Annotated in this window: 17 protein-coding genes; 10 read left to right on the top strand and 7 right to left on the bottom strand. The window is 45.5% G+C overall.

The features are described from left to right. Window positions 1–264: 264 nt before the first annotated feature. From ACX0G9_RS22485 to arfB, 4 genes are all read right to left on the bottom strand, one after another. Window positions 265–1,005 (bottom strand): sensor histidine kinase, encoded by a 741-nt coding sequence (locus ACX0G9_RS22485; RefSeq protein ID WP_459067210.1) that lies wholly within the window; start codon window positions 1,003–1,005, stop codon window positions 265–267. 127 nt (window positions 1,006–1,132) lie between these two features. After that, the gene (locus tag ACX0G9_RS22480) at window positions 1,133–1,786 is read right to left on the bottom strand and encodes a hypothetical protein (protein ID WP_459067209.1); all 654 of its coding nucleotides are present in this window, start codon (window positions 1,784–1,786) and stop codon (window positions 1,133–1,135) included. A gap of 95 nt (window positions 1,787–1,881) precedes the next feature. Further along, a complete protein-coding gene (locus tag ACX0G9_RS22475) occupies window positions 1,882–2,439 on the bottom strand; it encodes a hypothetical protein (protein ID WP_459067208.1) in 558 nt (185 codons plus the stop codon). Between the two features lie 420 nt (window positions 2,440–2,859). After that, window positions 2,860–3,276 (bottom strand): alternative ribosome rescue aminoacyl-tRNA hydrolase ArfB, encoded by a 417-nt coding sequence (arfB, locus tag ACX0G9_RS22470; RefSeq protein ID WP_459067207.1) that lies wholly within the window; start codon window positions 3,274–3,276, stop codon window positions 2,860–2,862. A gap of 45 nt (window positions 3,277–3,321) precedes the next feature. On the opposite strand from arfB, the gene ACX0G9_RS22465 reads away from it, so the two are divergent. Further along, the gene (locus ACX0G9_RS22465; protein WP_459067206.1) at window positions 3,322–6,201 is read left to right on the top strand and encodes a hypothetical protein; all 2,880 of its coding nucleotides are present in this window, start codon (window positions 3,322–3,324) and stop codon (window positions 6,199–6,201) included. Window positions 6,202–6,206: 5 nt separating this feature from the next. Further along, a complete protein-coding gene (dtd, locus tag ACX0G9_RS22460) occupies window positions 6,207–6,659 on the top strand; it encodes a D-aminoacyl-tRNA deacylase (protein ID WP_459067205.1) in 453 nt (150 codons plus the stop codon). A gap of 41 nt (window positions 6,660–6,700) precedes the next feature. Here the strand turns inward: dtd and ACX0G9_RS22455 are convergent, their stop codons facing one another. Further along, a complete protein-coding gene (locus tag ACX0G9_RS22455) occupies window positions 6,701–7,357 on the bottom strand; it encodes a metal-dependent transcriptional regulator (protein WP_459067204.1) in 657 nt (218 codons plus the stop codon). A 194-nt stretch (window positions 7,358–7,551) separates the two neighbouring features. On the opposite strand from ACX0G9_RS22455, the gene ACX0G9_RS22450 reads away from it, so the two are divergent. Further along, window positions 7,552–10,059: a TonB-dependent receptor gene (locus ACX0G9_RS22450; RefSeq protein ID WP_459067203.1), complete on the top strand. Its 2,508-nt coding sequence runs from the start codon at window positions 7,552–7,554 to the stop codon at window positions 10,057–10,059. 46 nt (window positions 10,060–10,105) lie between these two features. Here ACX0G9_RS22450 and ACX0G9_RS22445 read toward each other — a convergent pair whose 3' ends face one another. Further along, a complete protein-coding gene (locus ACX0G9_RS22445; RefSeq protein ID WP_459067202.1) occupies window positions 10,106–10,786 on the bottom strand; it encodes a response regulator transcription factor in 681 nt (226 codons plus the stop codon). A gap of 309 nt (window positions 10,787–11,095) precedes the next feature. On the opposite strand from ACX0G9_RS22445, the gene ACX0G9_RS22440 reads away from it, so the two are divergent. From ACX0G9_RS22440 to ACX0G9_RS22420, 5 genes are all read left to right on the top strand, one after another. After that, window positions 11,096–13,843: a TonB-dependent receptor gene (locus tag ACX0G9_RS22440; protein ID WP_459067201.1), complete on the top strand. Its 2,748-nt coding sequence runs from the start codon at window positions 11,096–11,098 to the stop codon at window positions 13,841–13,843. 74 nt (window positions 13,844–13,917) lie between these two features. Then, window positions 13,918–15,138, top strand: coding sequence for a right-handed parallel beta-helix repeat-containing protein (locus ACX0G9_RS22435; RefSeq protein WP_459067200.1), 1,221 nt, complete (start codon window positions 13,918–13,920; stop codon window positions 15,136–15,138). Window positions 15,139–15,252: 114 nt separating this feature from the next. After that, the gene (locus tag ACX0G9_RS22430; RefSeq protein ID WP_459067199.1) at window positions 15,253–16,257 is read left to right on the top strand and encodes a YncE family protein; all 1,005 of its coding nucleotides are present in this window, start codon (window positions 15,253–15,255) and stop codon (window positions 16,255–16,257) included. Between the two features lie 212 nt (window positions 16,258–16,469). Continuing rightward, on the top strand, window positions 16,470–16,808 hold the full coding sequence (locus ACX0G9_RS22425) for a nucleotide pyrophosphohydrolase (RefSeq protein ID WP_459067198.1): 339 nt from the start codon (window positions 16,470–16,472) through the stop codon (window positions 16,806–16,808). 87 nt (window positions 16,809–16,895) lie between these two features. Beyond that, window positions 16,896–17,426 (top strand): GNAT family N-acetyltransferase, encoded by a 531-nt coding sequence (locus ACX0G9_RS22420; RefSeq protein ID WP_459067197.1) that lies wholly within the window; start codon window positions 16,896–16,898, stop codon window positions 17,424–17,426. A gap of 43 nt (window positions 17,427–17,469) precedes the next feature. Here ACX0G9_RS22420 and ACX0G9_RS22415 read toward each other — a convergent pair whose 3' ends face one another. Continuing rightward, window positions 17,470–18,606, bottom strand: coding sequence for an LBF_2804 family protein (locus tag ACX0G9_RS22415; RefSeq protein WP_459067196.1), 1,137 nt, complete (start codon window positions 18,604–18,606; stop codon window positions 17,470–17,472). Window positions 18,607–18,719: 113 nt separating this feature from the next. Here ACX0G9_RS22415 and ACX0G9_RS22410 point away from each other — a divergent pair, with 113 nt between their 5' ends. Continuing rightward, entirely contained in the window at window positions 18,720–20,156 is a 1,437-nt protein-coding gene (locus tag ACX0G9_RS22410) for a glycine--tRNA ligase (protein WP_459067195.1), read from the top strand. 384 nt (window positions 20,157–20,540) lie between these two features. Next, window positions 20,541–20,816, top strand: coding sequence for a hypothetical protein (locus ACX0G9_RS22405; RefSeq protein WP_459067194.1), 276 nt, complete (start codon window positions 20,541–20,543; stop codon window positions 20,814–20,816). The last annotated feature ends 11 nt before the right edge of the window (window positions 20,817–20,827 follow it).

Raw genomic sequence — 20,827 nt, 5'->3', positions numbered from 1 at the left:
CACAGATCCGTTAGCCGAAGGCTCATCAAACAGATAGTTGGTGTTCCGGGTATAAATTTTGGGAAAATACCCGGACAACACCTAAACGGATCACAGATCCGTTAGCCGAAGGCCTATCAAACAGATAGTTGGTGTTCCGGGTATAAATTTTAGGAAAATACCCGGACACCACCTAAACGGATCACAGATCCGTTAGCCGAAGGCTCATCATTAGAGGATTTTGGGCCGGGGGACAAATTTTAACAATGGACCCCAGGCCCAAAATCAACTAACAGGTATTTTAATAAAATAATTGGTGCCGGCGCCGGGTTTGGACTCCAGCGACAAAACCCCGTTCAGTATTTCGCAACGGCTTTCCAGGCTTTTTAATCCCAATCCCCGGGCTCCGGAAAGGACTTTTTCCTTGTCAAATCCCCTGCCATCATCCTTGGTCAGGAAGAGCAGATGGCCGTTTTCCTCGCTGAGCCCGATCTGAAGGTTGGCTGCTTTGGCATGTTTGAGGGTATTATGAACGATTTCCTGGATCATCCGGAAAATATGGATCTCTTTTTCTTTGGATACCTGGATCTCCTTAACTACGAACAATTGAATATTGATGGTTTGTTTCAGATTGACCTGACTAACAAATTCCCGGATCGCTTCTACCAGGCCTTGGCGTTCCAGGGTGTTGGGCAAAAGGTCGTAAGAGATCTGCCGCATGCTGCCGATGATCTCGTCCAGGTATTTTCCTGTTTTTTCCAGGATGACGCGGTCTTCAGGATGGAGGATATCGACGCTGTTGATATTCAGTTTTACGGCTGATAAAAGAGGCCCCAGGCTGTCATGCAGATCATTGGCGATACGTTTGCGTTCGTTCTCCTGGATGGTGATCTCGGCATAGATCTTTTCCCGTTGCAATCTCATATAACGCCGGTGATAACGAATGATGGAAACAAAAAAATAAATAATAATGATGGCGATAATTATCGAGAAAAGAAAAGTAATATTCAGGATCTTGTTTTCCATCGTTTCAGCATAGTTTGGTTGCCCGGCTCTAAAATACACCCATTTAAGGACTATGAAATCCTTAAAAACTTCACCCCATTGCAGCAAACCACAGACCAAAACTCATATTATCAAAAAATTGTATGATTTATTTCAGCGTAAATTTCTGCGGGGCAGGGATTAATAAAAAGGCAATCGCGTATATGATGTTCGTCAGGACATTTACATAGGCCATTAAAAAGATAATGACATTGGTAATTTCTGATTTACCGAAAAGACTGACCTGGTAGGCCCAAAAATAAACGATCATAAAAAGAAAGTAGATAATGAACCCGATACAGATCAGGAATTTCGGATTCCGGAAAAGATTCCGGTTATCGTGTGTGATCATAAAATTGATCTTGTTCACGCTGAGTATGACAATCAGGAAGAAATAAAGGAACCGGAAATAAGGAACAATTTGATTGATGAACCCGAGGATCAGGTTTTCGGTTATCCAAAAAAGGGTAGTGAAGGCCAGCAAGACATAAAAAAAACTTTTTCTCTGTCTGAGAAATCCCCAGACATGAAATTGCCAGGCAATCAGGGACCACTCTACAAGGGCATAACAATTAAGGGGTATCAGGTTACTGGTATGGTATCCCCTGATCAGGGCAAAACTGATGATCTCCGTGATAAAGCCGATCACCAGCAATCCTAAAAAGGGCTGATAGTTCTTGTCAAGGCGACGCCAACGTATCAGCCCGGCAAAAAGAGGTAAGAGGATAGATTGACTCAATAAAAAAGCTAGAATAATCTTCACAAGCAATAATCTTCGTAGTTATGGATGTAATTCCCTGGACCTCTGTACCCCCTGTTTGATATGTAGTTGGCTTTCGCTGGTATGCTTTAGTGATTCTATCTGGGGTTTATCGGATTGGGAGGACTGCAAAGAGTTGGGCAAAGTTGTCCCATTTCCATGGCCTGGGCACCGCCGATAACCAATGCTTCGGTCTTGGCCGGTGAAACCCCTGGTACCTGTTTTTCGTCGGTACTGATCAGGTGATGGAGAATATCGGCTCCATTCTCATCGTAAGGGACCATGACGAATTTAACCGTACCTTTTTCATCCAACCCGTAATAGATCCGGATACCGGCGGCCAGCTTTCCTGTAGAATCCTTCTGCCGGAGCAACACACGGAAGACATCGCTGTTAAAGGCTTCTGCCTTGCCGAAATGCATGCTTTCTGCGAATTTGGGGCAATTTTTATTAAAAGAATCGATATTATTCCTGAAATCTTCCGTGTATTTGGCGGCCACGGCAATGGGAATTGCGTGTGGTTTTACGCTGTCTTCGTTAATAGGCGGTTCTGCGCCTGATCCTCCCCCGCAACCGGAAAGGGCAAAAGTGGAGACGGTAACCAGTGCAAAGAGCGCCGGCAGGATAAATGATCCGGATCTCAGGTTCTTGTTCATAGCATTTTATTTTAGTTTGTAATAAATTGAAGGCAAAGTACTACTTCCCTTTAAAAAGGAAGATAGGTAGAATCTCCTGAATAAAATACGTATATATACCTATCCTTTCCCGTACTAATGCGCTTGTTATGCTGCCATATGGAAAGGATCTTTGTTCAGGCAAATTCCCTCTTGCCTATCGGGCTTTTAGATGTTGAGAATGTTGAGAGCCCCTAACCCCACATATCGTAGTTCAAATACCAGTAACCATTAAACATTTTGGAATTATCCAACAGCAGTTCCGCGAAAAGCGGGAGGGAGCTGCTGTTTATACCCACCCCCCAGCCCCCTGAAGGGGGAGTTAAATTCCAGTAAGACCATTAGAGGTAAAATGTAATTAATGTTGCCACCAAAAGAACGACTTGTTACTAAACTCCCCCTTTAGGGGGTCGGGGGGATAATTCTTTTGCGTCCTGCCTTAGTCTCTCCCTGCCTTTTTTTCCCCTCGATCCTTTTTTCTTTAGAACCTTTGGTGGGCCGGGTCGGTACTCTTTTTTTCTCTTTTTTCAATGCCAGGGCCACCAGGTCCTTCATTTTACGGACGACCTCCTCCTTATTGCTTAACTGACTGCGATGGACCTGGGATTTTACCTGCAGAAAACCTTCCGAATTGATTTTACCTGCTAATTTCCTTTCCAGGGTATCCTTTTGGTGGTCGGTGAATAAGGCGGATTGACGGATATGGAGATAACCTTCAACCATAGTCTCCACTTTGTTGACGTTCTGGCCTCCTTTTCCACCGCTGCGGGCCGTCTGGAAAATTATTTCTTTGGTTATATCCGTAATCATCCGATTCATGATCTATTTTAGCAAAAATGGTCCGACAATTGCAAAACTAACTGAATGAGAATAAATTTTAAGCATTTCGGAATTCCTGTTAAAAGATTGTTAGGGAAATCCGTCCCCCATGTGGTGGCCGTGCTGATTTTTTTTCTTGTAGCTGTGATCTACTGCAAACCGGTCTTTGAAGGCAAAGTGCTGATCCAGGAAGACATTTTACAATGGCAGGGAATGGCCAGCAATTCATTCCAGTATAAAGAGACGCATGGACATTTCCCTCTTTGGAGCAATGGGATGTTCGGCGGAATGCCCGCCTACCAGATCGCTATGGAAACGGGGGTTTGGGATATTCCAGGTCTTTTTTACAACCTGATGATCCTGAATTTAAAAAAACCAGCCAGCTTTTTTTTCCTGGCTTCCCTTTGTTTTTACTTTTTAACCAGGGTACTCCGGATCAATCCCTATATAGGAATTATCGGTGGGCTGGCCTATGCCTATGCCACCTATAACCCGGTCATTATTTCAGTAGGGCATGAAACAAAAATGCAATCGATTGCTTTGCTTCCGGCATTTATCGGCTCGTTGATCCTGATTTATGAACGGAAATATTGGCTGGGGGCAACTTTAACAATTTTTTTTACAGCTTTACTGGTATCATTCGGACATATGCAGATCGTATATTATGGCCTGATCACGGCGATTGGTCTTTCCATAGGGTATTTTATTCACTGGGCCCTTCGGAAAGAATACAGCCGCCTGTTCATTTCAGGAGCAATTGCCCTTTCAGCCGGAATCGTCGGGATACTCGCCAACTCGGTTGTTCTTTTTACCACCTATGATTCATCCAAAGAAACGGTTCGCGGTGGGAGCGAACTGGCTGATGCCAAAAGTAATTATACCGGCAATGGATTAAGTAATGATCTTGCCTTTGATTTCAGTATGTACAAGACCGAGCCCCTGGTCATGCTGGTGCCTGACCTTTACGGAGGTACCACTGAATCCGGATTGCCGGAAGAAAATTCAAAAGCAGCTGAGGTCCTGCGGCATTTACCGGCTCCGGTACAGGAAGAAATGCAGGGAAGTCTTCATATGTATTGGGGAGGGATAGGCGAAATGGTGGCGGGACCACCTTATACGGGAGCCGTTATTTGTTTTTTGGCGCTGATTGGTTTTTTTATATTGGATAACAAACATAAATGGTGGATTTTAGGCACCTGCCTTTTCACATTGGCCATGAGTTGGGGCGGTTATTTTGAGGGGTTTAACAGCTTTTTGCTGAGATGGCTTCCTATGTACAATAAATTCCGGGCACCCAGCATGATTATGATAGTACCCGTATTCCTTTTTTGTACGATGGCTGTCCTGGCCATGCAAAAGATAATGGTTTCAGGAAGGCAATCCATCCAATCCCTTAAACCGGCTCAATCATTCCAGACCGGCCAATCGTTCCGGTCTTCGCAAATAGCAGCCCTTTGGCGGAATTATAAAATGGGATTGTTGCTGGTGACCGGGATATTTGGTCTGCTCCTGTTATTCTATTTTACGTTTGACTATACCAGTCCTGCAGACAAACAACTGCTGGCGCAGGCGGGTAGTCCGGGAGGCAGGTATGTAAACCAGTTCCGGTCCGTTCTCCATGGTTTAATAGAAGATCGCAGGGCTCTTTTCCTGGCCAGTCTTCTTCGTTCTTTCCTGTTTATTTCCGCCGCTGCACTTCTTACGGGATTATACATAAAATCAACCAGGGTACGGCCGGCTTTCCTACTGGGTTTATTGGGAATGCTTTCCTTTACTGATATCATTGGTGTAGATTGGAAGTACCTGAATTTCGATGATTATAAAATTCAAAAAGAATACCAGCAGAATTTCGTTGCCACGCCTGCCGACCGGGAAATCCTCCGGGATAAAGGTTATTACCGGGTCTTTGACATGAGAGACGGGGATTCCAATGCTTTGAGTTACGGGGCCATGGGTGCCTATTTTCATCATTCCATTGGTGGTTACCATGCAGCCAAACTAAAAATCTATGAAGATCTGATCGATCATCAATTATACAATTTTCCAGATTGCCAGCCCGTGCTGAATATGTTGAATACAAAATATATTATCCGCACTACCGCATTTGGACAGGACTCGCTGGTCAGGAATTCTGCCGCACTGGGGCCTGCCTGGTTCGTACAGGCTGTGCGTTTTGAGGATGGCCCCCGGAAAGTAATGAACGCATTGACCCATTTTAATCCGGGAGATACGGCCATCCTTTTCGGAACTGACCGTAGCCTGGTTTATGCAGGTCTGAATGAGGGCCATCCAAACCCCGGCGAAAGAATCCTGGGCAATCCGGAGCAAACCCATCTGAATTATGGTCATTCGCCGGAAGGGAGCCAAAAGGGAGGCAACCAGAACGAAGGGAATATAAGAGATGCCATTTTCAAACCTAACGAATCCAGACCGGAGGATATCAAACCCGTTGACCTTAGGCCCTCGGATTCGCACCCCAAGGGACCGGACGGAACCCTGGTCCTGCCTGGTGAAGAGGTACAGGACAGTTCGGCAACGCTGCAGCTGATTAAAAATGATAATGACGAGATCGCTTACCGCACTGATTCCCGTACTGCACGTTTTGCCGTGTTCAGTGAAGTGTATTATAATCGCGGTTGGAGGGCCTGGATTGATAACCTGGAAACGCCGATTATCCGGACGAACTATGTGCTGAGGGGATTGGTCGTTCCCGCAGGTCATCATAGTATACGCTTTATATTCCGCCCTGCCTCTTATTATTTGGGGCGGCAGCTCCAGTCGATGGCCACTTTAATATTACTTCTTCTGATCATTGGAACTTTGATCGTATCCTTTCAGGAATCGCGCCTGCCCGTATACATTTTTTGGATGAAAAGAATAAGAAGGAGCTTCCTGAATTTAAAGACAGAGAGCTTATCTTCATAAAAAAAATGCGAGCAGTCATCCAGCGGGTGAGCCAGGCCGGTATCACTATCGAAGGTATATCAAAGGCATCCATAAAAGGAGGCCTTCTGGTATTATTAGGCATAGAAGAGACAGATGACCGGGGTGATATCGAATGGCTTACGGGAAAGATCGTCAATCTCCGGGTCTTCAACGACGGGCAAGGGATTATGAATGTCTCGGTGATAGATGTTGGGGGAGAGATCTTATTGGTAAGCCAGTTTACCTTATATGCCTCTACCAAAAAAGGCAACCGTCCTTCTTATATAAAGGCAGCCAGGCCGGAAACTGCTATTCCTCTTTATGAGCAAATGATCGGCAGTCTCGAAACCGCACTCGGGAAAAAGATCCAGACAGGGGAATTTGGGGCGGATATGAAGGTTGAACTCCTGAATGACGGGCCTGTTACTATCCTGATCGATACCAAGGTGCGTGAGTAAATACTGTACGATAGTAAACACCTTAATTACCCCACCCAGAATTACTCCACCCAGATTTTTCCGGCAGCTTCCGCGCTTAGATAAATTTTCTTTTTCGTTTTTGACTCGATGACCATGGATCTGTCGAAATCCTGGATCTCCTTCACGGTGATGGTGTCGAGCAGCCCGATCTGTTGTTTATGCAGATATTGAAGAAAAGAAGTAGAGTGATCGGATACCTTGGTAATCTTTACTTTGTGACCCTTTTCTATTTCCGTAAGGGGTTTGGATTTGTTTACCGGTATCTTTCCGTTTGAGCCGGGAATGGGGTCACCATGTGGGTCATATTCCGGAAATCCAAGGAATTTTTCCAGGCGGTCTGCCAGGTCAGGATGGCGTATATGTTCCAGTTGTTCAGCCATTTCATGGACTTCATCCCAATGATAACCCAGCTTGTCGTGCAGGAACGTTTCCCAGAGCCGGTGATTGCGAACAATAGAAAGTGCGGCTTTTTGCCCATCTCCTGTAAGCCTGGCACCTTTGCTTTTATCATATTGAATCAGGTTCTTTTCCGTCAGTCTTTTCAGCATGTCGATGACGGAAGCAGGGTTGTTTCCCAGGGCTTCTGCAATAGCGGTAGGGCTCACTTTATCCGGGCCCTGATTGCCGATATGATAAATAGCTTTTAGATAGTTTTCTTCAGAAAATGATTGGGACATATTTAAATATGATCAGGAGATCTCGATGTTCCTGTTGTTTTTTTATGGCGCAAAGATAAAAATTATCCGGCTTTTGCCTCTTATATAAGCTATAAACTTAAAATAAGGCAAAATTATAAAATTAGACTTGCCTAATAATTAAAATTTGTTCAGCCTGTCTATTAGTATATCTTTGTCCTAATTAAAAGATACTCATGCGCCTTCGGATTTGTTTATTTTTCCTGACTATACTGCTTTCTGTATGCCTGTTCTCTCAATCCTTTCCCCCTTCAAGGGTCATTACCGGTATGGTGAGGGACGTTGATTCAAAAGAACCGCTGGCTTTTTGCACTATCCTGCTGACAGAAAGAAATCCGGCCACGGGTCTTGCTCCAACCGGTAACAAAAATCTTATGACCGGCGCAGCAGGGAAATTTTCTTTGATCGTTGCTTCTTCCTTCCGGCAGCCGGTACTGATCGTTTCTTATTCCGGCTACCGGACAGATACGATCCTGATCAAAGAAGGTCAGCATAATTATATCATACCGCTTCAGACTGCGGCCACCGGATTAAATGCCATTGTGGTAACGACAGGTGTTTCCCGTGCCACTTCCATCCGGGAAAATCCGGCTTCCGTGGTAAGCGTTTCTGCCAAAAAAATGAATACTACCCTTGAGAGTAATGTGATCGATGTATTGGTTAAAAATGCACCAGGATTAAATGCCGTCAAAACAGGGCCGAATATCTCCAAGCCGTTTATTCGCGGGCTTGGGTATAACCGGGTATTGACTTTGTATGACGGCATTCGCCAGGAAGGACAGCAATGGGGCGATGAACATGGAATTGAAGTGGATGGATACAATATACAGCGGGCAGAGGTGATAAAAGGACCCGCCAGCCTGATATATGGTTCCGATGCCGTGGCAGGGGTCATCAGTTTATTTCCACACATACCCGCAGAAAAGGACAAACAGGTGCATGGTAAAATTTTGTCCGAATACCAGGTCAACAACGGCCTGATCGGTAACGGAGTAAGGCTGGGCTATCGGGATGAGCAATGGATATGGTCTTTACGGGGTTCTTACCGGGTTGCCAAAAATTACCGGAATCTGGCAGATGGCCGGGTATACCTTACCGGTTTCCGGGAAAAAAATCTTTCAGGACTGATCGGACGTACTTTTTCCAGTGGAGAGACTTACCTGAATCTGACGCTTTACGACAATATGCAGGGTATACCGGATGGGAGCAGGGATTCCCTGACGCGAAAATTCACCCGGCAAATAATGGAGACGGGTCAGGACAATCTTAAGAACAGGCCTGTGGTTTCGCAGGAAGAGCTAAATTCCTATATCATGCCTGCCTTGCATCAGCGCATTCAACATTACCGGGCTTATTCCAATCATCATTACCGGGTTGGCAAAGGCGTGATAGATGCGACCCTCGGTTTTCAACAGAATATCCGCCGGGAATACAATCATCCTGCAAAAACTGGCCAACCGGGTTTGTATGTACGGCTGAATACGCTTAATTACGGCCTGCGTTATAATGCCCCTTCCTTTTCCAATATCGAGGTCTCGGTGGGAATGAATGGAATGGTTCAGGATAATAAAAATAAGGCAGCGACCGATTTCCCCATCCCGGATTACCGGCTATCGGAAGCAGGGGCCTTTGTCTATGCAAAATGGAAAATAAAACAGTGGACGATCAGTGGGGGATGGAGATCGGATATCCGTAAAGTATGGGGAAAAGATTTTTTCGTTGGACGGGATCCCTCCACGGGTTTTGAACACCATGTTTCTTTGCCTGATACAGCAGGATCGCACTTACCATTTCCGGAACTGAACAGGCGTTTTTCCGGTGGCTCCTTCAGCATGGGGCTCACCTTCCAGATCAGTGAAGGATTGACCCTAAAAACAAATATGGCCAGGGGATACCGTGCGCCAAACATAACCGAAATGGCTTCCAACGGGCTTGATCCGGGCGCTCATATCGTATACCTGGGAGACCGGAGCCTGGTGCCTGAATTCAGTTTGCAACAGGATTTGGGGATACTGGCCGGTTATAAAGATTTCGATGCAACTGCAAGTATATTTTATAATACGGTATCTGATTATATTTACCTGACCCAATTACAGGATGGACAAGGGAACCCGGTTACGCTGGTTCCCGGTAACAAGACCTTTCAATACAAACAATCTTCAGCCCGGCTATATGGTATGGAGGCTACCCTGGATATTCACCCTGCTGCCGTCAAAGGATTGCATTTGTCGCATTCTTTAATGGTGACTTATGGAGAAAATACTGCACGCGCGAATAAAAATAAAGGGGTGAACGGGCAATACCTGCCGCTGATCCCTCCTCTTAAAGCATTGAGCAGCATCAGCCAGGATCTGAAAATGGGCAGTCCGGTATTTACCGGACTTACCCTGAAAGGGGAATGGGAATATACTGCACCGCAGAACCGGTATCTGGCTCTTAACGCAACCGAAACTGCTACTCCCGGTTATTCCCTGGTCAATTTGGGGGTGAGTACGGAACTTTCTGCAGGAGGGAGTAAAATGATACAGGGAATGATACAGGTAAATAATATATTCGATGCTGTTTATCAGTCTAACCTGAGCAGATTGAAATATTTTGAATACTATGCAGATTCTCCCAAGGGTCGTTCAGGGATCTATAATATGGGCAGGAATATTTGTTTAAAACTGATCCTGAGTTTTTAAAGAGGATAACCGATTTTTACTGATTTCAGGAAATGCCGGAATTTCCCTATAATTTAATTTCAAATTTATAGCCCATTCCATACATGGACCGGATATAGTCCCGGCATCCTGCCAGTTGCAGTTTGCGTTTCAGATTTTTCATGTGGGAATAAATGAAATCAAAATTATCGTAACTGGCGGCTTCTTCTCCGGACAGATGTTCGGCTATTGCATTTTTGGAGACCACCCTGTTTTTATTGGAAGCCAGGTAGAGCAGCAGATCATATTCTTTACGGGTAAGGTCTATTTGTTTATCGTCGACCGACACCGTTTTACCGGCCAGATCCACCACCAATTCGTTAAGAACAAGCGTCTGACTACCCTGGAACCGCCGTCTCCGGATGACCGCCGCGATCCTTGCGCTCAATTCCGATAAGTGAAAGGGTTTGCTGAGATAATCATCTGCGCCAAGATTTAACCCGTCAATCCTGTCATCGATAGAATTACGGGCAGATATAATAATGACCCCATCCGTTTTTTTATTGGCTTTTAACTCTTTCAATACCGTTAGCCCATTGCCATCGGATAAAGTAATGTCCAGGAGAATACAATCATAATCGAAAAGCTCTATCTTCTCCATAGCCATTTTGCAATTAAAGGCCAGCTCACAGAGATAACTCTCTTCTTTCAGATAGGTAGCCATACTAACTGCCAGATCGGTCTCATCCTCGATGATAAGAATCTTCATTCTTTCTTAATGTCTTTTATACAAGCGTAAAATAAAATAAACAATCTGGGGAAATGCTGAAGCTGCCTGATATTATACCATTTTTTCTGCAGAAGACCAGGATTTCCGGATTATCATAAGAACAATACTTGCTGTGCGGACCCTGGAAGGATTCTGTAGGAATGCTGGAGTGATTCTGTAGAAAATATAATATCTATTCTATTTATTATCAAATGATTATGCAATTGTTATCACATGTTTATTTCTGTTCCCGTAACAACTTCCACGCTTAATTACGAGCACATTTGCGATACCAAAAAATAAGACTACATGAAGACTGTTTATTTTTTATTATCTGTTGTAATGGTATTCGTTTCAACAGTTGTCTCCGCACAAACGACCTTGAAGGGAAAGGTGATCAGCCCTTCCACCAAAGAAAAATTGTCAGGGGCATTCGTCTCCTGTATCAGCGGTAAAAAGACAGCGAACACCATCACGGAAAGCGACGGAGAATTTAAATTTAAGAATCTTGTTCCCGGACAGTACGATCTGAAAATCGAATATGTCGGATATGAAAATGTGACGATCCACGTGACCCTGACAGAGAACAGGACGACGGAGTTGACGATCTCCATGGAGAAGACAACTAAGGAATTAACAGATGTCCTGGTATTCGGCAAGATCAGCCAGGAAGAAGATGCGGGGGCCAGGCAGAAAGAGAAGAGAGCGGGCAATATCGTTAACGTGATATCCGCAAAGGCCATGGAACGGTCTCCGGATATCAATGCGGCCAATGTACTCCAGCGGATGAGTGGTCTGACCATTCAACGGAACGGCGGGGGTGATGAAGCTTATCCCATCATCCGTGGGCTGGATCCCCGTTATAATAACACCCTTATCAATGGGGTCAAGATCGCGAGCCCCGATGAGAAATCCCGTTTTGTTCCGCTAAGCATAGTGCCTTCGGATCTTCTGGGCAGTATCGAAGTCCATAAATCGCTGTTGCCGGAAATGGAGGGCGATGCTATTGGAGGTACCGTTAATATGGTGATGAAAGATGCCCCGGAGAAAAAGATTTTTAAGGTGCTTGGTTCATTGGGCTATAGTAAGATCTTCATGGACAGAACATTCGATAATTTTTCCAAAGCAGATATCCGATCAAAGAGTCCCATTGAAAAAAATGGCCTTTCCTATATCGCCCGGCCCGATGATTTCAGCCGGAGCAACCTTGATTTCAAAGAGATAAGACCCATCCCGACTTCCACTTTCAGTATCGTCGCCGGGAAACGGTTTATGAAAAACAAGATGGGGCTCATGGTTGCCGGAAATTATCAGAACCAGTATTATGGCAGTAATTCGGTCCTCAACCAGGCCGTAAATGATCCCTCAACCAGGCAGCCTGCCCTATCAGACTATGCCAACCGGCGTTTTTCCACCCAGCAGATGAATAGCGGATTGGTCTTCCACCTGGACTACAATCTGAACGACCGGAATAAGATTACGCTGACCAATGTATTGTTGTATAGCTACCTGGCCCAGGCACGCGTAATTACCGATACCGCCCTGATAGGGGGGAACGGAGGCAGAACCGTCCCGGGTACGGGTCCGGTCAGTACGGATTATACTTCGGTGACCAGCAAACAATATATTGAGAATGTCAAGCTGGAAGGGAAACACATTCTTTCCAAACATTTCCTTTTTGACTGGGCCGGTGTATATTCCCTTGCAACCAAAAGAACACCGGATTTCGCTGATATTTCGGTGAATAAAAAGATCGATACCGTACATACGAATTCGGATATTCATGGTCCGTATACATTTGTCACTACCCCGGATTATTTCGATGTCATTACCCGAACCTGGCAGCATAATAAGGACCAGGACATCAATGCCCTGGGCAACCTGTCCTATAGGTCAAAGCTGGGCAATTCCGGTTCCCTTGAATTAAAGGCAGGGGGTCTGTATCGCCATAAGACGAGATACAATCTGCAGGATACTTATGAATTACAGCCACTGGCTACCGGCAGCAACGGGACCAAACAAATCTATTCCGGGATTAATAATGCACAGTGGACCGTTTATAACAGCAGCGGTACTTACGATTATGATAAGAACAAATACAATCTCTATGAAAATGTTACAGCGGGTTACGGGGAATTCAAGCTTTCCCTTCCCTTCATCGATGTCTTCGGCGGTGTCAGGGAAGAAGTGACCAGCCAGGGGTATACCTTTAAATATTCATATCCTACAGCGAGCAATGGGTTAAAAAAGGAATACACTGACCTGCTTCCCAGCGGGATGGTAAAGATCAAATTGGATAATAAGACTAATCTGAGGGCCTCTTACTTTAAATCCATTTCCCGGCCGAATTACTATGAACTGGTCCCTTCCAATATCTCCAGTGTATCCAATGCTACGATCACAACCGGCAACCCCGAACTGAGGCATACTGTTGCCGATAACTACGATATCCGGTACGAGTTTTTCCCGAAGGAAGAAGAACAGTTTTTTGCAGGTGCATTTTACAAGACCATCAAAGATCCGATCGAATATGCCTATTTGAACGGAACGACCTTCAAACCCCGGAACTTCGGAAATGCTACCGTATACGGAGGGGAGATACAATTCACCAAATACTTTGGTAATATCGGCGTCACCGGTAATTACACCTACCTGCATTCAAAAATATCCTCTCCCAAAACATATAATGATTTTGTCAATCAAAGAAGCTTTGACAGTCTGCAAAGCAGGCCAATGCAGGGACAAACGGATCATACCCTGAATATTTCCCTGCTCTACAGGAATGATAAAGGTGGATTATACCTGCAGTTGGCTTATGAATATATAGGCAAAACCCTGGGGTTGGTATATAATGTCTACGGATATGATTATTACCAGCAGCCTCAGTCCCTTCTTGCATTTTCCGGTGAGAAGCAATTAAGCAACAGGCATTTTACGGTCTTTACCAAATTTAACAATCTACTGAATACACATACAAGATCGGCCATAAACACGCTGAGGGTCCTCGATGAGACGACCAAATTCAACTTCAGTTTTGGATTAAGGTATTCGAGATGAGGACAATGAGGACAGGTAAAAAGCGGGGATGACAGCAAAAAAAGCATAAAGCAAACCATAAAACAATAATCAAAATGAGAACAAGACATTCGTATTTAGTAATAGCGGCCCTGGCGGCTGGTCTGGCTTCCTGCTCGAAAAAGGATAGTACTACGATCCTGGCGCCCACCATTCCCGCTTCCAACCCTATTGCTCCCGGAAATATTTCGGGGTTCGTGAAAGGAACATTCACAACTGGCAATACCTATACCATTACCGGGGACATTACGATCAAACCCGGCGATACCCTCGCTTCACAACAGGGAGTTACGGTTATCGTAAACAATGATGCGCAAATCTTTGTACAAGGGGTGCTGAACCTGGTTGGCACAGCTGCACAGCCGATCTCCTTTAATTCCGCAACAGGCAAGCCTGGTAGCTGGGGTGGTTTTCAATGTGACACCCTGGTGTCTTCGGTCACGATCAAATGGGCGAATATCCAGAATACCGGTGGTCCTGATCCATCCGGAAGTTCAAGGAAATCTGTTTATGTCCATTCCGTCGTGCCGGTCAATGTGGATATCGAAGATTCCTGGTTTTCTAATGGCCAGGATGATCTTATCCGCCTGGAAAACGGAGCGCATGTAACCATCCTCCGCAATACGATCGTTTCTTCCGGAAGCACGGATGGGGAAGCAATAAATCTCAAAACCGGCTGCACGGGAGACGTTGCTTATAATGTGATATACAGTCAGGCAGGTACCGGTGTGAAGCTGGAGACCGACGCCGTTGTACTTTTCCCGCAGACCAATATCAATGTATACAATAATACGCTCGTCTCCAACGGTTGGAGAAGAGGCTCCGCCGAACCGGGCAGAGGGGTATCGGTCGGTAAATTCGCCAAAGGCAATGTTTATAACAATATCATGGTCAATAATTACCAGGGCCTGGATATCTTCACCGATGCCGACAATGTTTCGGGCCATATCCAATATGGAAATAACCTTTTCTATGCTTCGGTGGACACCTATGCCGATACGGTCGGCGGTCACAATTATGTTATAAATATCCGTTCTGAATTTTACCCCGGGGATGGGGTAGGCATACCTCAGACCAGCGATGTGATCTCTACGAAAATTGGAGATAAAGATCCCCTGTTCAAGGCTTTTGACGGAAAAGTCGCCACAGGTAATGGCGCTTCCACCACGAATGATTATCACCTGAATGCGGGTTCTCCTGCATTGGGCGCAGGGAATAGCACGTACAACAATGATATCGGGGCATATACCTCTGATATGAGGGGAAATAAACACTAAGGTTCAGATTTGCTACAGGATTTTGTCAGGATATTCACCAAATAACCAGTAAATTTTACCTATGCTTGCGGCAGGTTACCGCAATAATGATAAAACCGCTAAACAAATAAAAAAATGAAATCCTTCTTTTTACTTTGCACTGCTTTCTTACTGTTAGGTTCAGTGGCCAACCTTCGCGCCCAATCATCCGTTTCCTATTCCTTCGATAAAAAGATTCCGCTGCCGGGAGATGGGGGTTATGATTATATCGCCATCGATGAAGTAAACAATCATTTATTCGTGTCACACGGAACGGCTTTCCATGTGATAGACCTCGCTACCGAAAAGCCAATAGCCGTTATAGATGGCATGAAAGGGGTGCATGGTATCGCCATTGTGAACGAAGTAAACAAAGGATTTATCAGTGACGGTAAAGGAAGTTCGGTTGTGGTAGTTGACCTTACCTCCTTCAGGATCCTGAAGACAATTCCTCTTAGCTCCCAGGATGCAGATGGGATTATCTACGATCCCTTTTCAAAAAAGGTATTCGTATTTAATGGTGACGGGAAGAACACTTCCGTAGTCGATATAAATACCTTGGAGGAAATAAAAACAATCCCCCTGGGCGGAGGGCCGGAATTTGCGGTTGCTGATGGAAAGGGTTTGATCTATAATAATATCGAAGACCTGAACAGCATGAAGGTAATCGATACCAAAACCCTTTCTGTTAAAGCCACTTATCCGCTTGCTCCCTGCGGCACACCCACCGGTCTTGCGCTGGATCCCGGAAATCTGCGTTTGTTTACGGGCTGCAGGGCCAACAAAGGCCTTAGCGTAGTCGACGCCGTATCCGGCAAGGTTATCACCACCCTTCCGATTGGTGCTGGTGTAGATGCGGTGGTCTATGATGCGGATAACAAATTGGTATTTACTTCCAATGGAGATGGAACGGTGACGATCATCGGGCAGCAATCGGCCGACCAATATAAGGTGGTGCAGACGCTCGTCACACAGCCACGTGCCAAGACTATGGCCTTTGATAAGAAAACCCGAAAGATCTATCTGAGCGCCCCGGAATTTGAAAAAGGGACGCGCAAAATAGTTCCCGGAACATTTGCGGTACTGGTGTATAAGCCTTAATAAGATTGGTTTCAAAATAAGGTTGGTTCAAATAAAGAGTAAAAAGGCCCGGTTCTTCCGGGCCTTTTCTTTCAGTATACCCTTCCCCATTCCCTTTCATAGCCCGGGTCTAAAGAGGTTCAGCCAAATAGATCCGGGTATTTTATTCCCTGGGCAGAAAGTCAGTAACTTAGCCTGCAGAAATAAATTACGCACAGAAAAATCAATCCGGCATGGAACACGCGATATCGATAAAACAGGCGCAACAATTGGTTGATACCTGGATCAACTCCACAGGGGTGCGTTATTTCAGCGAGCTGACCAATATGGCTATTTTGACAGAAGAAGTAGGGGAGGTCGCCAGGTTAATGAGCCGTCTGTATGGGGATCAATCCTTTAAGGAATCGGACAAAGGAAAGGAATTATCCGACGAGCTGGCAGATGTGTTGTGGGTGTTACTTTGTATCGCCAACCAGACCGGAGTGGATCTCACGACCGCCCTGGAAAAAAACTTTCAGAAAAAAAATATCCGGGATGCCACAAGACATCAGGAAAATGAAAAATTGAAGTGACCCCCTACATTTAATATCAATAATATCGGGCGTTGAGAAGTTGATACGGGAAACTGTTCGGTAAAAATCAGTTACAAGTAATAAAAAATGGCAATAAGGATCGATACGGTGAGACTGGTGCTGAGGGAATTTAAAAAATCCGACTGGGAACGCGTGCATGAATACGCCCGGGATCCGATGGTGCTGCAATATGAAGCCTGGGGACCAAATACGGAAGCGGAGACCAAACGATTTCTCGACGTGGTCATCAGAAACCAACAATTGGATCCCCGGATAATTATTGAACTGGCTATTATCCTGCGCAAAGAAAACAGATTAATCGGGGGATGTGGTATGCGGATCGATCCGGTGAATCATGCTAAGGGTAATTTTGGGTATATCCTGAATCATGCTTACTGGAATCAGGGTTTTGCTACCGAGGCGGCCACGGCACTTATCAATTTTTCCATAACGGACCTGGGTATGAAGGATTTCGAAGCTACCTGCGATGTGTTGAATATTGCCTCTCAAAGAGTATTGGAAAAAGTTGGGCTTACACAGGTCAAACGTATGAACGGCGATTTTGAAATGAAGGGAAGGATACGTGACTCTTTCCTGTACGAAAAACACATTCCGTGAAATCCTCACCCTGCCTGGAAACCCTCCAACCATCTTTAGATTTTCACCCGGCCGTAAAGTCCGTTTTACAAAGATCCGCAGCAGCATTCAGCCGCCCGGTATGCAGGTGGCCGGTTAACTGCATCAGCCTCGGACGGTATAAGTCGAACTCCGGGCCATACGCATCTTTCATATTATCGGCTTCAGTTCTTGAGATCCTTCCATCGAAAGCAAGTGCAATCGTAAATAGGTTCAATAAAAAGAAGCGTTCCTTTTTCTCCACGGACTGAAGAGTTTCCAGGAACAGGCTCCAGTCGTCGTAGCGGTGATCCTTACGCATATGCAGTAAGTGCTGAAATCTGAGGAGCAGGACGATCATATTGGGATGGTAGTTCCGGGCCAGGATTACTGCATTGCCGATTGCCCGCAGACAGCCGATCCGGGCGGGTTCTGACAGGCTGTTCAACACCCGATCCTGTAAAATATGGTCTGCCACATGGTTACAGAGCGCGAAACCGAACAAACGCAGGCGGGCTTCTTTCACTACCCTGCGGATCACCAGCGCATTCCAGAAACATTCTACGGGCAGGGCGATATAATTGATGGAAATCCCGCCGATCGTTGGGCCGAACAGGTGGGTCAGGATCCATCTTCCGGCGAAATTGGTAAGGACGATCTTGCATTTATATAATAAGCCAAGGAGAAGAAGATTCTTTTTGGAAACCCGCTTGAATGGGTCTATCCCTAAAATATGCATTTCAGGATCCGGCAGTTCCAGTGCAGCCCGGGAAAGGATATGAGTAATACTGAAGGGGCCGCTTTGCAGAAAATCCTTTGCATGGGCATGCATATTGATCAGTTCGCTTACTTCATGTACTGCTTTAAGGGCGATCAGGAAAAGGAGGTAAAATTCAACGATGATGGAAAGCAGGGTGACGATCCCGACCCAGGTATACTGGGAATACCAGGGCTCCTGTTGCTTAAGTATGGCGATATACACGGTTGGCCATACGCAGATCAGGCCAACGAGGGCGGAAAGGATCATTCCTTTTGCTGAAATCCGGTTTACCGTTCCTGTCAACTGCTCATCCGAAAAGTCAAATACATGATGGGTAAGATCCTTCTTCCGGAACAGGTTCAGGTAATATACCCCGAATCGTTCCAGGGGAGATATCTTCCGTTCTTTGAATTCGATGCTCATAATTATGGTTCCGGTAAAAGAGGTCGCTGCAAGCAGCCTACATCCGGGTGTAAAGTAAAGAAAAAATGACGTCCGGCGGCGTCCGGCTTGCCGCTAGTAGCTATATTTGCGCCATGGCAAACGACACGAACAGATTCCAGGCGATCATTTCGCATTGTAAAGAATACGGGTTTATTTTTCCATCCAGCGAGATCTATGATGGACTTAGCGCAGTATACGATTACGGCCAATATGGAAGTGAATTGAAGAAAAATATCAAGGATCATTGGTGGAAGAGCATGACACAGCTGCAGGAGAATATCGTAGGAATAGATGCGGCCATCTTTATGCATCCGACCACCTGGAAGGCCAGTGGACATGTGGATGGATTCAGTGATCCGATGATCGATAATAAGGACAGCAAAAAACGCTACCGGGTCGACCACCTTATAGAGGCTAAGGCAGACGAACTGGAGAAAGAGGGCCATACGGCAGAGGCCGTGGCTTTATTGGCCGACATGGACCGTTTGCTGGCTGCCAGTGATTTTGCAGGACTGAAAACCCTCCTGGGAGATCATAAAATAGTCTGTGGGGTCAGCGGCACGTCCAACTGGACGGAGATCCGCGAATTTAACCTCATGTTTTCCACCCAATTAGGAAGTGTAAGCGAAGACGCCAGCGAGATTTATCTTCGCCCGGAGACCGCTCAGGGTATCTTCGTTAATTTCCTCAACGTCCAGAAAACCGGCCGGATGAAAATTCCTTTCGGGATTGCCCAGATTGGTAAAGCCTTCCGAAACGAGATCGTTGCCCGTCAGTTTATCTTCCGGATGAGGGAATTCGAACAAATGGAAATGCAGTTCTTTATACGGCCCGGCACCGAAAAGGAATGGTATGAGTACTGGAAACAAAGCCGTATGAAATGGCATGAGGAACTGGGTATTCCCAAAGAAAAAAGCAGGTTTCACGATCATGCCAAGCTGGCATTTTATGCTAATGCAGCCTGTGATATCGAATATAACTTTCCTTTCGGCTTCAAGGAGGTGGAAGGTATCCATTCCCGTACGAACCACGATCTGAGCCGCCACCAGGAGTTCAGCAGGAAAAAAATGCAGTATTTCGATCCGGAAATCAACCAGAATTATATCCCATTTGTGATCGAGACATCTATCGGTCTGGACAGAACGATCCTGATGGTGCTCTCAGAAGCATATTGGGAAGAAGACCTCAGCACTCCGGAGAAACAGGATAGCCGGGTGGTCCTGAAATTTCCGCCCAAGCTTGCCCCGATCAAGCTGGCCGTATTGCCCCTGACCAAAAAGGACGGGCTGCCGGAGATTGCCCGGGAATTGATGGAGAGCTGCAAACCACATTTCCGGTGTTTTTATGAGGAAAAGGATGCTATTGGCAAACGTTATCGCCGTATGGATGCCATCGGAACCCCCTTTTGCGTTACGATCGACTACCAGACCAAGGAAGATCAGACAGTTACGATACGTTATCGGGATAGTATGCAGCAGGAACGGATACCGATGAGCGCAATATCGGAATTGGTTGCCAAACAGATCTGACCCTGCCGGATCAGGCTTTTTTATCTCAGCCGGGCAATTCGTATTTGTATTTAAAGAGAATAGCCTTTTTATTGCCCTTTAAATCAAAAATTGATTTTTGAATGACCTTTCTTGTTATATTTGAACCAGAAAAAGGCCTTTTGACCATTTTCTGATTTTTGGAATAATTGATTTTTTCAGCTATTTCAATACTCTTTATAAGCCATTAATAACTAATGGTTCGCATTGACCCGAATAATGATCCTGCAGCAAAACCCCGGATAGGGGTATAAGCCTTAAAATGACCCGCAGAGTTTGATGCTAAGATCCTGATGCATAGCCGGACATGACCCTGAGGAATGACCTGTCTGATGTTGTTTCAGAACCTTAAATCATTTATGTAAGATGTTTACATTTGAATTAATCATTAATCCTATTATTTTACTCGCAGTTGCGATGGTGGCAGCATTAATCGGCTTCACAGCAGGCAGGAAACGATTGGCGAAATACCGTTCGAGGATCATGCAGCTGGAAGATGAAATGATGAGCAGTCATGCGGAAATCCTTGAGATTCAGAAGGCGTATGTTAAAATGGAAGGCCGGTTAAAGGAGTTATCCATTCCCGTCATACCCATGAAAGTCAGCCCTAAGGACAGTTCAAAAGAAAAAGCTTCAAAGTAGAGTCTGTGCGG

The sequence above is a fragment of the Flavitalea flava genome, assembly GCF_054461575.1.
This window is presented reverse-complemented; position numbering and strand designations above follow the sequence as displayed.